Annotated in this window: 14 protein-coding genes; all 14 read left to right on the top strand. The window is 65.5% G+C overall.

The features are described 5' to 3' along the window. Positions 1-5: 5 nt before the first annotated feature. A complete protein-coding gene (locus tag Cth01_RS13100) occupies positions 6-812 on the top strand; it encodes an IclR family transcriptional regulator (RefSeq protein WP_034351506.1) in 807 nt (268 codons plus the stop codon). A 42-nt stretch (positions 813-854) separates the two neighbouring features. After that, on the top strand, positions 855-1,655 hold the full coding sequence (locus Cth01_RS13105) for an aspartate dehydrogenase (protein WP_045839380.1): 801 nt from the start codon (positions 855-857) through the stop codon (positions 1,653-1,655). A gap of 206 nt (positions 1,656-1,861) precedes the next feature. After that, positions 1,862-2,860, top strand: coding sequence for a Bug family tripartite tricarboxylate transporter substrate binding protein (locus tag Cth01_RS13110; RefSeq protein ID WP_045839436.1), 999 nt, complete (start codon positions 1,862-1,864; stop codon positions 2,858-2,860). Positions 2,861-2,979: 119 nt separating this feature from the next. Continuing rightward, the gene (locus Cth01_RS13115) at positions 2,980-3,738 is read left to right on the top strand and encodes a 5'-methylthioadenosine/adenosylhomocysteine nucleosidase (RefSeq protein WP_034382298.1); all 759 of its coding nucleotides are present in this window, start codon (positions 2,980-2,982) and stop codon (positions 3,736-3,738) included. A gap of 314 nt (positions 3,739-4,052) precedes the next feature. Beyond that, complete coding sequence (locus Cth01_RS13120) at positions 4,053-4,829, top strand: SDR family oxidoreductase (RefSeq protein ID WP_034350824.1); 777 nt, start codon at positions 4,053-4,055, stop codon at positions 4,827-4,829. A 157-nt stretch (positions 4,830-4,986) separates the two neighbouring features. Next, positions 4,987-5,862, top strand: a complete 876-nt coding sequence (locus tag Cth01_RS13125; protein WP_034382297.1) for an IclR family transcriptional regulator — start codon at positions 4,987-4,989, stop codon at positions 5,860-5,862. Further along, positions 5,855-6,655, top strand: a complete 801-nt coding sequence (locus Cth01_RS13130; protein WP_034382295.1) for an SDR family oxidoreductase — start codon at positions 5,855-5,857, stop codon at positions 6,653-6,655. Before Cth01_RS13125 ends, Cth01_RS13130 begins: the two co-directional genes overlap by 8 nt. Beyond that, on the top strand, positions 6,648-8,342 hold the full coding sequence (locus Cth01_RS13135) for a thiamine pyrophosphate-binding protein (protein ID WP_045839437.1): 1,695 nt from the start codon (positions 6,648-6,650) through the stop codon (positions 8,340-8,342). Before Cth01_RS13130 ends, Cth01_RS13135 begins: the two co-directional genes overlap by 8 nt. 11 nt (positions 8,343-8,353) lie before the next feature. Further along, complete coding sequence (locus Cth01_RS13140; RefSeq protein WP_034382293.1) at positions 8,354-9,829, top strand: aldehyde dehydrogenase; 1,476 nt, start codon at positions 8,354-8,356, stop codon at positions 9,827-9,829. Positions 9,830-9,840: 11 nt separating this feature from the next. Beyond that, complete coding sequence (locus Cth01_RS13145; protein WP_034382427.1) at positions 9,841-10,800, top strand: VOC family protein; 960 nt, start codon at positions 9,841-9,843, stop codon at positions 10,798-10,800. Between the two features lie 162 nt (positions 10,801-10,962). Continuing rightward, complete coding sequence (locus tag Cth01_RS13150) at positions 10,963-11,940, top strand: Bug family tripartite tricarboxylate transporter substrate binding protein (protein WP_034350813.1); 978 nt, start codon at positions 10,963-10,965, stop codon at positions 11,938-11,940. 136 nt (positions 11,941-12,076) lie between these two features. Continuing rightward, the gene (locus Cth01_RS13155) at positions 12,077-12,298 is read left to right on the top strand and encodes a recombinase-like helix-turn-helix domain-containing protein (protein ID WP_003060438.1); all 222 of its coding nucleotides are present in this window, start codon (positions 12,077-12,079) and stop codon (positions 12,296-12,298) included. A gap of 24 nt (positions 12,299-12,322) precedes the next feature. Then, on the top strand, positions 12,323-13,348 hold the full coding sequence (locus Cth01_RS13160) for a Rieske 2Fe-2S domain-containing protein (RefSeq protein ID WP_034382290.1): 1,026 nt from the start codon (positions 12,323-12,325) through the stop codon (positions 13,346-13,348). Further along, complete coding sequence (locus tag Cth01_RS13165; protein ID WP_034350807.1) at positions 13,345-14,304, top strand: PDR/VanB family oxidoreductase; 960 nt, start codon at positions 13,345-13,347, stop codon at positions 14,302-14,304. Before Cth01_RS13160 ends, Cth01_RS13165 begins: the two co-directional genes overlap by 4 nt. Positions 14,305-14,453: the final 149 nt, after the last annotated feature.

Consider the following 14,453-nt stretch of genomic DNA (forward strand, 5'->3'; position numbering starts at 1 on the left):
TTGCCATGAGCGAAACCTCCGAGATTTCAACCAACGAACAAGACCGTTACACCGTGCCCGCTCTGGACCGAGGACTGCGCCTGCTGGCCTGCTTTGGCCCGGCGCAACCGGTCTGGAGTGCACCCGAGCTGGCGCGCAGCCTCGAGCTGCCGCGCTCCACGGTGTTTCGCATGTTGACCACGCTTGAAAACTCGGGGTATCTGCAGCGCAGCGGCACCGAATACCGGCTCGGTCTGGCCGTGTTGCGCCTGGGCTATGACTACCTGTCCACCCAGCCGCTGGCGCAACTGGCCGAGCCTGTGCTGCAGGCCTTGTGCGATGAGCTGGGCATGACCAGCAATCTTGCATTGCGCGACGGCACTTCCGTGGTCTATGTGGCTCGCGTCACTCCGTCCGGAGCATTCCAGGGCGCTGTGCGTGTGGGATCGCGTCTGCCGGCGCATGCAACGGTGCTTGGACGGGCCCTGTTGCATGACATGGACGGCGCGCAGCTGCGCTCGGTGTTTGGTGGCGAGGAGCTGCCCCAGTTCTCCGAGAGCACGCCGCGCAATGTCGACGAGCTGCTGCGCCTGCTGGCCGAGGATCGCGAGCGTGGTTATGCCATGGGCGAGGGCTTTTACGAGCCTGGCGTTTCCAGTATTGCAGCGCCGGTGCGCGCCGCAGACGGGCAGGTGGTTGCGGGGCTGGCCATGGCCATTCCGTTTACCGAGCTGGGGCCCGAAAAAACCCAGCTCTGGGTGCAGAAGGTGCAGCAGGCGGCAGAAACTCTGTCCGCCCATTTGCGCCAGCAGCACCCGGACCATTTGCGCTGACCCCGATCACGCCGGGCCAGCGCATTTTTCAGGAGGCTAGAGATGAAAAATATTGCTTTGATTGGCTGCGGCGCGATTGGCTCCAGCGTGCTGGAGCTGTTGAGCGGAGATACCCGGTTGCAAGTGGGCTGGGTACTGGTTCCCGAGATCACGCCAGCCGTGCGCGAGACGGCTGCCCGCCTGGCGCCACAGGCGCAGCTGCTGCAGGCCCTGCCCGGCGATGCGGTGCCGGATCTTCTCGTGGAATGCGCAGGTCATGCAGCCATAGAGGAGCATGTGCTGCCGGCGCTGGCGCGCGGCATTCCTGCGGTCATCGCATCCATAGGCGCCTTGAGCGCACCGGGCATGGCCGAGCGCGTACAGGCTGCGGCCGAGGCCGGGAAGACGCAGGCCCAGCTGTTGTCGGGCGCCATCGGCGGCATTGATGCCCTGGCTGCGGCGCGTGTCGGCGGCCTGGAGACGGTGCTCTATACGGGCCGCAAGCCGCCCAAGGCATGGAGCGGCACCCCGGCCGAGCAGGTCTGCGATCTGGACGGCCTGACCGAGGCCTTCTGCATTTTTGAGGGTTCGGCGCGCGAGGCCGCACAGCTCTATCCCAAGAATGCGAATGTGGCGGCCACCTTGTCGCTGGCCGGACTGGGGCTGGACAAGACCATGGTGCGTCTGTTTGCCGATCCTGCCGTTCAGGAGAACGTGCACCAGGTCGAGGCGCGGGGTGCTTTCGGCGCCATGGAACTGACCATGCGCGGCAAGCCTCTGGCGGCCAATCCCAAGACCTCGGCACTGACCGTGTACAGCGTGGTGCGCGCCGTGCTCAACAACGTGGCTTCCCTGGCCATCTAACCCGGTACTGACCCGTTCCAGCCATGTGCCGTGCCGGTGGCATCGGTCTTGCTTGCGTGTTTGCAAAAGTGCGCGCCAGCACCGCCCATCTGAGCATGGCATCCATGGTGTCATGTCTTTGCCCGCCGGCCTTTGCGCTGCATCAAGCCTGGGGCGCATCGGCCTTTAGCCTTTTTGAAATTTCCGTTCTCCCAGGAGACAAGACCATGCAACGTTCCGCCTTCCTCAAGTCCTGCCTGGCGCTGGCCTGCACCGCTGCGCTCCCCGCCGCCATATCCCCGGCCTTCGCTGCCAGTGCCGCCGAACAGCTGTCCAGCGGTCAGTTCATCATCATTGCGCCGTTCCCCGCCGGCGGAGCGGTGGACATCCTGTCCCGCATCCTGGCCACGGGCCTGACTGAGGAGTACAAGCAGGCCTCCATCGTCGACAACCGCCCCGGTGCCAACGGCAACATCGGCATCGACATGGTCAAGCGCGCCAAGCCCGATGGCCATACCTTGCTGGTCGTGCCTCAGGGCAACCTGACCATCAATCCCACGCTGATGCCCAAGCTGCCCTACAACGTGTTCGGCGACTTCGTGCCCGTGGCCTCCATGGGGCGTGCGGCCAATGTCATCGTCGTCAATCCCCAGGTACCGGCCAAGACCATCCAGGAACTGGTGGCACTGTCCAAGTCCAAGCCCGATTCGATCAGCTATGCCTCGCCCGGCGTGGGCTCCAGCCTGCACCTGGCCGGCGAGTTGTTCAAGGACAAGTCGGGTGCCGACATCATGCACGTGGCCTACAAGGGCTCGGGGCAGGGCCTGAACGATGCCCTGGGCGGTACCATCCCCATGCTGATCGCCAACATGCCCACCGTGCTGCCCCATGTGCAGTCGGGCAAGCTACGCGCCCTGGCCGTGACCGATGCCACGCGCTCGAGCTTCCTGCCCAATGTGCCGACACTGGCCGAGGCTGGTGTTCCGGGTATTGCCGTTTCGTCCTGGTATGGCGTGCTGGCTCCGAAGAACACACCGCCCGAAGTGGTCAAGCAGCTGGCCGAGGACATCGACAAGGTCATGAAGACCCAGGCCGCGCAGAACCAGCTCAAGGCCCAGGGCATGACCCCCTGGGTGGTCAAGGGCGATGCCTTTGGCGAGCTGATCCGCAAGGAGACCGCGCTGTGGGCGCCCGTGGTCAAGAGCCACAATATCGTGGCGCAGTAAACCGTCATGCTCTAATCGCGCCTCTTGCGCTTCCCACAAAAGCGGCTCAGTGCCGCTTTTGTGCTTTCTTTTGTGCTTTCACCAGGGCCTAGAGGCCCATGTTTGGAGTATCCCCATCCATGACGCTTGCCATTCTCAGCGCTCTTGCCGAAGAACAATACGGCCTGGTCGACGCCATGCAGGACATGCAATGCCTGCGCCATGCCGGACGCGACTTCTGGCTGGGCCGGCTGCACGGGCATGAGGTGGTCTGCGCGCTGTCGGGCATAGGCAAGGTGGCCGCCGCCACCACCACCGCCGCGCTGATCGAGCGCTTTGGCGTGCGCGGCATTCTGTTCACCGGAGTGGCGGGCGGCATCGGCGCGGATGTGAACGTGGGCGATGTGGTGATCGCGCGGAGCTTTTTGCAGCATGACATGGATGCCTCGCCGATCTTTCCGCGCTGGCAGTTGCCCGGCTACGGTCGCAGCACCCTGGCCTGCGACGAAGCGGCGACGGACCGGCTGGTGCAGGCCGCCGACTCGGCGCTGCGCTCGGGCATCGTGGCTTCGTATGCTTCGGCCCGCGTCCATGAGGGCCTGATTGCCAGCGGCGATCAGTTTGTCAGCTCGCGCCAGGCCAGCGCACAGCTCAGAGCCGATCTGGAGGCCGCCGGCCATGCCGTGCTGGCCGTGGAGATGGAGGGCGCTGCCGTGGCCCAGACCTGCCTGGATTACGGCACGCCGTTTACTGCAATGCGCACCATCTCGGACCGGGCGGACGACAGCGCCCATGTGGATTTTTCGGATTTCGTGCGCACGGTGGCAAGCCGCTACGCGCAACGCGTGGTGCTGGACTTTCTGCGCCAGACGCCCGCGAAGAAGCAGGCTGTTTGCTAATCTTTTAATAGCTGTAAACGATTGATAAATATGAGTTTTAAGGTGTTTTAAGCCTAAACTCATTCACTGATAGGCGCTATAAGCTATTGATATTGATGACTTCGATCCAGCCTGCCGACAACTGCAGGCCGGATACCTTTTGTTGCCCCGTTTTCCTTTCAACCGCGCTTGTCGCGGTTTTTTTACGCCCGTATGTCGCTGTGGTGTGCTGACTACGGGTTTCTCCGGGTATTGACTCAAAAGAAGCTCACTAAACTGCAGTCTTGTTTCAAGAAAAAAGTGTCATTTCATATTTGAAACAAACAAGGTTTAAGATGACCCTCAACACCATGCCTTCCACCGGTCAGCTCGCTGGGCGCCGGATCCTTGTGACCGGCGCTGCCCGCGGCCTGGGTTTTGCTTTTGCTCAGACGCTGTGCCAACAGGGGGCACAGCTCGTCTTGGCCGATCTGCGCGCCGAATTGCTGAGCGAAGCCGTTGCCAAGCTGCGCGCCATGGGCTTCGAGGCTCACGGCATCGCCTTTGATGCGAGCAACCCGGCCTCCATAGAACAGTGTGCACAGCAGGCCGTGCAGACCCTGGGCGGTCTGGACGGCCTGGTCAACAACGCGGCCGTGACGGACTCCGGCGGCAAGGGCATGGACGACATCGCCCTGGAAAAGTGGGATCAGGTGATGAACGTCAATGTGCGTGGCGTCTGGCTGATGACCCGTGCCTGCCGTGCGGCGCTCAAGGACAGCGGGCGCGGCGCCATCGTCAATCTGGCCTCCGACACTGCCATGTGGGGTGCGCCCAACCTGATGGCCTATGTGGCGAGCAAGGGCGCCGTGATGGCCATGACGCGCTCCATGGCGCGCGAGCTGGGCGCGGATGCCATCACCATCAATGCCGTGGCTCCGGGTCTGGTGCTGGTCGAGGCCACCGAGTACGTGCCCGAGCATCGCCACCGCCTCTACATCGACCAGCGCGCGCTGCAGCGCGAGCAAGGGCCCGAGGATGTCTCGGGTGCCGTGTCCTATCTGCTGTCGGACGGCGCGCGCTTCGTGACGGGCCAGGTGCTGCCCGTCAACGGCGGCTTCGTCATGAACTGAAAAATGAAGAGCCCCCTGAGTCGCTTCGCGCCTTCCCGTTGCACGGCGCCCCCCAAAGGGGGACGACACCCTCGGTGCGGGGCGGCGCGGCCGGCCCAGGCCCTTCCTCGGTGTCCCCGGCTTCTGGCCACGCCTGCAACGAATTAAGGAGTTGGAGATGTCAGGTTCTTCCCCATCCGAGAACGCGATCGACAGCGTCGTCGACGGCGGCTCCGACAAGTACATGGTGCCCGCGCTGGAGCGCGGCCTGCGCCTGCTGCAGGAGTTCGGTCGCGGAAACGCCACGCTGGGCGCTCCCGAGCTGGCGCGCCGCTTGCAGCTGCCGCGCGCCACAGTGTTCCGTATGCTCAACACGCTGGAGAGCATGGGCTTTCTGCAGCGCGCCGAGGGCGGCAACGATTACCGGCTGGGCCTGTCCGTGCTGCGCCTGGGCTTCGAGTTCCTGTCCTCCATGGACCTGACCGAGCTGGGCCAGCCCGTGATCGCGCGGCTGTGCGAGGCAATCCGCTTCCCCTGCAACATCGTGGTGCGCGACGGCCGCTACATCGTCTATGTGGCCAAGGTCACGCCGCCGACACCGCTGACCAGCTCGGTGCGCGTGGGCACGCGGCTGCCCGCCCATGCCACGCTGCTGGGTCGAATCCTGCTGGCCGACCTGTCGCTGCCGGAGCTGCGTGCCCTCTATCCCGAAGAGCAACTGGAAGGCCATTCGCCCAATACGCCCAGGACCGTGATCGAGCTCTTCGACCTGGTTCAGTCCGATCGCGAGCGTGGCCATGTGGCCGGTGCGGGCTTCTACGAAAGCTCGATCTCCACCATCGCGGCGCCCGTGCGCGATCACAGCGGCCGAGTCATCGCAGCCCTTGGGGTGACCCTGGCCTCGGCCCAGATCGACCTCGAGCGCCAGACGGAGCTGGTGCCGCGTGTCTGTGCGGCGGCCACCGAACTGTCGGAGCTGCTCAACTACCGGCCGCAATCCAGCGCGCAGGTTCTGTCCATCACTTCAAGGCGCGCAGGAGGCGGCCATGCATGATTTCACACTCGACGCGACGGCCGTCGTCACCGGCGGCTCTTCGGGCATAGGCCTGGCCACGGTGGAGCTGCTGCTGGCCCAGGGCGCACGCGTGGCCCTGTGCGGCCGCAATCCAGAGCGCCTGGAGCAGGCCGTCAAGCAACTGCTGGAGCGCCATCCCGAGGCCAGCGCGCGCCTGTTCGCCCAGGCTTGCGACGTGCTCGATGCCGAGCAGGTGCAGCAGTTCGCCCGCGCCAGCGAAGCGGCTCTGGGCCCGGCTTCCATCCTCATCAACAACGCCGGTCAGGGACGTGTCTCCACCTTCGAGAACACCAGCGACGAAGCCTGGACCGAAGAGCTGCACCTGAAGTTCTTCTCGGTGCTGCATCCCACGCGCGCCTTTCTGCCGCAGCTTGAGCGCGGCGAAGGCTCGGCCATCGTCTGTGTGAACTCGCTGCTGGCTTCCCAGCCGGAGCCGCACATGGTCGCGACCTCGGCGGCGCGCGCCGGTCTCAAGAACCTGGTGCGCTCCATGGCCACCGAGTTCGCGCCCAAGGGCGTGCGCGTCAACGGCATCCTGGTCGGCCTCATCGAGTCAGGCCAGTGGCGCCGCCGCTTCGATGCCCGCGAGGACCGCAGCCAGACCTGGGAGCAGTGGAGCGCCGAGCTGGCCTCCAAGAAGTCCATTCCGCTGGGCCGCCTGGGATCACCCGCCGAAGCCGCGCGCGCCATTTTCTATCTCGCCACGCCGTTGTCGTCATACACGACCGGCAGCCATATCGATGTTTCCGGAGGCCTTTCCCGCCATGCCTAACGCAACCCAAATCACCGTCGGCGCCGTCATTGCCGAATTCCTCGAGCACTGCGACGTGAAGGCCGCCTTCGGGGTGATCTCCATCCACAACATGCCCATCCTCGACGCGATGTTTGCACGCGGCAAGGTGCGCTTTGTGATGGCGCGCGGCGAGGCTGGCGCCGGCAATATGGCCGACGCCTGCGCGCGTTCCACCTCCAGCCTGGGCGTGTGCATCACCAGCACCGGCCCGGCTTCGGGCAATATCGCCGGCAGCCTGGTGGAAGCCTATACGGCCGGCACGCCGCTCTTGCATATCACGGGCCAGATCGAGACCCAGTACCTGGACAAGAAGCTGTCGTACATCCACGAGGCGCCGGACCAGCTGACCATGCTGAAGTCCGTCTCCAAGGCCGCTTTCCGCGTGCTGAGCGCCGAGACCTGCTTGTCCACGCTCAAGGCCGCGGTGCAGGCCGCGATGACTGCCCCCACGGGCCCGGTCAGCGTGGAGATTCCCATCGACATCCAGCAGGCGCTGATAGACATGCCCGCCGATCTGTCGCCGCTGCCGGTGGCTGTGCTGGCACCCAGCGAGACCGCGCTCGATGCACTGGCCGACCAGTTGGCCAAGGCCAGGCGCCCGCTGCTGTGGCTGGGCGGCGGCGCCCGCCATGCCGTTGCCGCAGTGCAGCGCCTCAAAGCCATGGGCTTCGGCATCGTCAGCACCGGCCAGGGCCGCGGTATCGTGCCCGAGGACGATCCCGCATCGCTGGGCGCCTACAACATCCAGAAGCCCGTCGAGGCCTTCTACCAGCGCTGCGACGCCATGCTGGCCGTGGGCACGCGCCTGCGCAGCAACGAGACGCTGAAGTACGAACTCAAGCTGCCGCGCCCGCTGCTGCGCATCGATGTGGACGCCGCTCAGCAGGGCCGCTGCTATATGGATGACGGTTTTGTCTGCGGCGACTCGGCCCTGGCCCTGAACGGCCTGGCCGACCGCCTGGAAGCGCGCGGCTACCGGGCCGATCCCGAGCTGCTGGCCGATCTGCGCCAGGTGCACGACGAAGTCGTGGCCACCATGCGCGACGGCCTGGGCCCCTACAGTGCCCTGGTGCAGCAGCTGCAGCAGGCCGTGGGCCGCAACTTCAACTGGGTGCGTGACGTGACCGTCTCCAACAGCACCTGGGGCAACCGCGAGCTGCGCTTCTTCGAGCCCAACGCAGGCGTGCACGCCACGGGCGGCGGCATCGGCATGGGCATGCCCATGGCCATTGGCGCGGCCATCGGCGCGGCCGAAAGCGGCTCGGGCCGCAAGACGCTGGGCCTGGCCGGCGACGGCGGCTTCATCCTGAACCTGGGCGAGCTCGCCACTCTGGTGCAGGAAGAGTGCGACACCATGATCGTGTTGATGAACGACCAGCGCTATGGCGTGATCCAGAACATCCAGGACGCCTCCTACGGCGGCCGCCGCTGCTATGTGGAGCTGCACACGCCCGACTACGCCCAGCTGTGCGCGTCCATCAAGCTGCCCCATGCCCGCGTGAGCCATCTCGACGAGCTGCCTGCGGTGCTGGAAGGCGCCTGGGGCAAGAGGGGGCCTTTCCTGCTCGAGATCGACATGCGCGCCATCGGCAGCTTCAAGACCACGTTCTCGGGCCCGCCTGTGAACAAGCTGGACCAGATCCCGGCCACCACCAAGGCTCAATGAGGAGTTTCACCATGTCCAAGCTAGAACTGCTCCCCATCAATATCGCCGGCGAATGGCGCCTGGGCGGCGGCGACGAATCCGCCACGCTGTACCCCGCGACCGGCGAGGTGGTGGGCCGCCTGCGCGCCCCCAGCCTGGCCGATGTGGAAGAGGCCATCCAGAAGGCCGATCACGCCTTCCGCACCAGCGGCTGGGCGCAGAAAAAGCCGCACGAGCGCGCCGCCGTGCTGCATCGCGTGGCCCAACTGATCCGCGAACGCGCCGAGCCCCTGGCCCAGCTGCAGCGCCTCGATAACGGCAAGCCCATCAGCGAGACGCGCGCCCTGGTGGCTAGCGCCGCCGGCACCTTCCAGTTCTTCGCTGCGGCCTGCGAGACCATGGAAGAGACCATCACGCCGTCGCGTGGCGACTTCATGACCATGAGCGTCTACGAGCCCATGGGCGTGGTTGCGGCCATCACGCCGTGGAATTCGCCCATCGCCAGCGAGGCGCAAAAGCTCGCTCCCGCGCTGGCCGCAGGCAACGCGGTGGTGGTCAAGCCCGCAGAGGCCACGCCGCTGCTGGCGCTGGAGCTGGCGAAGATCTGCGAGGAAGCCGGTGTTCCGAAGGGCATCGTCAGCGTGCTGCCCGGTCGCGGCTCGGTGATCGGCGACGCCATCACCAAGCACCCGCTGGTCAAGCGCGTATCGTTCACCGGCGGCACTTCCACCGGCAAGCACATTGCCCGCATCGCGGCCGACAAGATGATGCCCGTCTCGCTGGAGCTGGGCGGCAAGTCGGCCACCATGGTGCTGGAAGACGCCGATCTCGACCATGCCGTCAACGGTGTGCTCTACGGCATCTTCAGCTCCTCGGGCGAGTCGTGCATCGCCGGCTCGCGCCTGTTCGTGGCGAGGAAGCTCTACGGCGACTTCATGGAACGCCTCACGGCCAAGGCCGCCGCCTTGCGCGTGGGCGATCCGGCAGACGAGCGCACCCAGATGGGCCCGCTGATCACCGCCAAGCACCGCGAATCCATCGAGAGCTATGTGCAGCTGGGCCTGTCCGAAGGCGGCCGGCTGCGCACCGGCGGTCACCGCCCCGAGGGAGCGCTGTACGAGCGCGGCTACTACTATCGCCCGACCATCCTCGAAGGCGTGACCAACAACGACCAGATCTGCCAGCAGGAGATCTTCGGCCCCGTGCTCGTGGCCATGCCCTTCGACGACGAAGAGGCGCTGCTGGAGCAGGCCAACGACAGCGTCTACGCGCTGGCCGCCGGCATCTGGACGCGCGACTACAAGGCCGCGTGGCGCATCGGCCGCGCGGTGCAGGCCGGCACCGTGTGGATCAACACCTACAAGCAGTTCTCCATCTCCACGCCCTTCGGCGGTTGGCGCGACAGCGGCCTGGGCCGCGAGAAGGGGCGGCTGGGAATACAGCAGTACATGGAGCAGAAAAGCATGTACTGGGGTTTGAACGAGAACCCCATCGCTTGGGCGAATTGAAGGAGCACGACATGAGCGTACTGGGCATTGACGAAATCAGCTACGGCGCCGACGACCTCGCGGCCTGCCGCCAGTTCTTCCTCGACTGGGGCCTGAGCCTGGCCGAGGAGCAGGCCGACCGGCTGGTGTTCGAGACACTGAACGGCTGCCGCGTGATCGTGGCCGCCACCAATCACCCCGATCTGCCGCCCGCCATCGAAGCCGGCCCCACGCTGCGCGAAGTGGTCTGGGGAGTGGAAAGCGAAGCCGACCTGGCTTTGTATGCAGATCGCATCCGCGCGCTTCCAGGCTTCGTCCAGGGCAATGGCCGCATCGGCTGCACCGACCCCAACGGCCTGGCCGTGCGCCTGCAGCTCACGAAAAAGCGCGATGTGCAGATGCAAAGTGCCGAGTACAACACCTGGGACCGCAAGGGTCGCATCAACCAGGCCAGCCCGGCCTACGAGCGCGCCCAGCCCATCGAGGTCGGCCATGTGGTGTTCTTCGTCAAGGACGTGCAGGCCTGCGAGCGCTTCTATGTGGAGAACTTCGGCTTTGCGGCCTCGGACCGCTATCCCGAGCGAGGCGCTTTTCTGCGCACCGCGCCCGATGGCGGCCACCACGACATCTTTTTGCTGCAGCGCCCCGACAAGCATGCGGGCCTGAACCATGTGGCCTTCACCGTGCGCGACATCCACGAAGTCTTCGGCGGCGGCATGCATATCTCGCGCTGCGGCTGGGACACCCAGCTTGGCCCGGGCCGCCACCCCGTGTCCTCGGCCTATTTCTGGTACTTCAAGAACCCGGCCGGCGCTCTGGTCGAGTACTACGCCGACGAGGACCAGCTGACAGCCGACTGGCAGCCGCGCGAGTTCGAGCCCGGCCCGACGGTGTTTGCCGAATGGGCCATCGACGGCGGCCTCGACGGCAATACGCGGCGCCAAAAGGGCGTGGGCGCTGCCGACGGCAAGTTCCTGACCGACAAGAAATGAAACACCCTCTGAGTCGCTTCGCGCCTTCCTCCTCTCTCGCTGCGCGGGAGGGGGACAACACCCTCGCTGCGGGGCGGCCCTTGCTCGGTGTCTCTGATGTGAGCGAATTCACCAGATCCTCTGGCTGGCTAGAGGCTTAACCACAACCCCACGGGCTATTTCATGAAAAACATTCGTCGCCAGGTAGTTATCTCTGCTGCATTGCTGGCTGCAGCCCAGATGTCCGGTTCCGCGCTGGCGCAAGCCTATCCGAGCAAGCCCATCACCATCGTCGTGGCCTATCCGGCCGGCGGCGATACCGATGCCATGGCGCGCCTGTATGCAGAGAAGCTGGGCCAGCGACTGGGCCAGCCCGTGGTGGTGGACAACCGGCCAGGTGCCAGCGGCACCATCGGCACCGTGCATGTGGCCAAGGCAGCACCCGACGGCTATACCTTGCTGCTGGCGCCCAATACCTTTGCCATTGCCCAGTTCGTGCTCAAGACCAACGCGGGTTCGAGCTATGACGTGCTTGGTGGCTTCACGCCCATCGTGCAGACCAGCGTGCAGCCCATGTTCGTGGCTGCCAGCCAGGGCTCGGGCATCAAGGACATCAAGACCCTGGCGAGCCAGGGCAAGCGCGACGGCCTGACCTATGCCAGCCCGGGCAGCGGCTCGCCCATGCACATCCTGGGCGAGATGTTCAACAAGGCCGCAGGCACCAAGCTGTCCCACATTCCCTACAAGGGCGTGGCGCCCGCAGTCAACGACCTGATCGGCGGCCATGTGCCCACGACCTTCATGACCTGGGGCCCCATCGCGCCCTACGCAGGCGGCAAGGTCAATGTGCTGGCCGTGGCCGATGCCCAGCGCAGCCCGCTGGCACCGAATGTGCCCACGCTGGCCGAGCAGGGCGTCAAGGATGTGGAAGTGTCGGCCTGGCAAGGCCTGTTCGGCCCCAAGGGCATGAAGCCCGAGACCGTCAAGCTGCTGAACACCCACCTCAATGAAATTCTGAGGATGCCGGACGTGGTTGCCAAGATGGCGGCCTTCGGCGCCCTGCCTGCGGGCGGCGAGCCGGCACGTCTGGAAAAGACCAATGCTGCCGACTACAACCGCTTCGGCAAGCTCATCAAGGACCTGGATATCCGGGCCGACTAAATGACCCCCCCCTGAGTCGCTTCGCGCCTTCCCGTTGCACGGCGCCCCCCAGGGGGGACGAGACCCTCGGTGTGGGGCGGCACTCAGGGCAATGAAGCAGAACCACGATTCAAGACAGTTTTCGAAGGAGAGAACCATGGCCGCTGATCGATATCTCGAGCCGCATCAGGCGCGCGAGCGCGCCTCCACCCTGTTTGAGGACCTGCTGGGCGACTCCATTGAGCGTGCCTTTGGCGAGGGCGTGCAGACGCTGCCCGAGCTGGTGGCCTACATCAACCGCAGCGGCCCCGCCGGCGAGAACGGCGAGCCCTGGACCGAAGACAGCTTTCAGGCGCTGATGGCCCGTCTGGGCTATTGAGACAGAACAGGACAGGAGTACCCCATGAACGTACAAACCATCACCATCGATCCGGTGGACCGTTTGCTCAACACGGGTCTGAAGAACCTCTGGTATGCGGTCTGCCCTTCGGATTTCGTCAAGACCGAGCCCGTCTCGCTGCGCCGCTTCGGCCGCAAGATCGCGCTGTGGCGCGATGCTGCCGGTCAGGTCCATGCGCTGGAAGACCATTGCCCGCACCGCGGCGCACCGCTGTCCCAGGGCGTGATCCTGGGCGACCGCCTGGCCTGCCCCTACCACGGCGTGGAAGTGCGCTGCGACGGCACGGTGACCAAGGTGCCCGGCAGCCCCGGCTGCAAGCTCGAAGGCTCGCGCGCCGCGCTGGCTTTCCATGTGCGCGAGATGCATGGCGCGATCTTTCTCTACAACAGCGACAAGCATGTGGACGAAGCTCCCGATTTCAGCTTGCCCGAGGAACTGAGCTCGCCCGAGTACTCGAACTTCCTGTGCTATGCCGAGTGGCGCAGCGACTACCGCTACGCGCTGGACAACGTCATGGACCCCATGCACGGCACCTTCCTGCACAAGCAGTCGCACTCCATGGCCGAGGGCGACAGCAAGGCCAGCTTCCAGGTGCGTGACACCGATCACGGCTTCGTGTTCGAGAAGGTCGGCCAGCGCGGCGTGAACTTCGACTGGACCGAATATGGCGAAACCGGCGTGCAGTGGATGCGCCTGGAGATTCCCTATCCCAAGACCGGCGGCCCCGGCGGCAACTTTGCCATCGTGGCCTGCGTCACGCCCATCAGCGCCGACCTGTGCGCCGTGTTCTTCTGGCGTGCGCGCAAGGTGCAGGGCTGGATGCGCGACACCTGGCGCTTCCTCTACCGCAACCGCCTCGAGGCACGCCACTGGGCCGTGCTGGAGCAGGACCGCATCATGATGGAGCAGATGGAAGCCGACGCCAACGAGCGCGAGAATCTCTACCAGCATGACATCGGCCTGGTGCGCCTGCGTCGCCACCTGCGTCGTCAGGCCCAGGAACAGATCGACGAAGGCATCGCATCATGAGCAACAGCTTGCAGGCATTTGTGCACACGCTGCGCTTCGAGGCCCAGGACACCATCAGCGTGGAGCTGCGCCCGGTCGATGGCGGCGAGTTCCCGGCCTTTACGGCCGGCTCGCACATCGATCTGCACCTGCCCAACGGGCTGGTGCGCAGCTATTCCCTGTCCAACGACAGCAGCGAGCGCCACCGCTACGTGGTCGGCGTGCTGCGCGACCGCGCCAGCCGCGGTGGCTCGCGCTGCGTGCACGAGTCGCTGCGCGTGGGCATGCCCATCACCATCTCCGAGCCGCGCAACCACTTCGCACTCGACGAGACAGCGACGCATTCGGTGCTGGTGGCCGGCGGCATAGGCATCACGCCCATGCTGTGCATGGCACGCCGGCTCAAGGCCCAGGGACATTCGTTCGAGATGCTGTACTTTGCGCGCGAGCGCAAGAGCGCGGCCTTCCTCGATGAGCTCACGGCATTGGGCATGCCGCTGCACCTGCACTTCGATGCCGAGGCGGGCGGGCCGCCCGACCTGAAGGCATTGCTGGCGCAGCGCGCACCCGATGCGGGCCTGCACCACTACTCCTGCGGCCCGACGCCCATGCTCGACGCTTTCGAGAAGTTCTGCGCCGAGCTCGGCCATGCCAACGCCCACATTGAGCGTTTCACGCCGGTGGAAGTCAAGGCCGCGTCCGATGCGCGCAGCAACTACACGGTGGAGCTCAAGCGCAGCGGCCGCTTCATCGAGATCACGCCCGACAAGTCCCTGCTGGACACGCTGCTGGACGCCGGTGTCGATGTGGACCACAGCTGCTGCGAAGGGGTCTGCGGCTCCTGCGAGACCCGCGTGCTGGAAGGTGTGCCCGACCACCGCGACTCGGTGCTCAGCCCCAAGGAGCGCGCCGCCAACAAGGTCATGATGGTCTGCGTCTCCGGCTGCAAGAGCGAGCGTTTAGTTCTGGATATATGACGCTCCGGGGTACGTGTCGTACCGGTGCTTCCCTGCTCGCTGCGCGAGTGAGGTGGCACCTTCGGTGCGACGCGACCGGCCCGGGCCCTTGCTCGGTATCCCTTGGCCGCGCCATGTTGAATTGACCAGCGCAGCACCGGACCAGCCAC

This window comes from Comamonas thiooxydans (assembly GCF_000964545.1).
Taxonomy (GTDB): Bacteria; Pseudomonadota; Gammaproteobacteria; order Burkholderiales; family Burkholderiaceae_C; genus Comamonas; species Comamonas thiooxydans.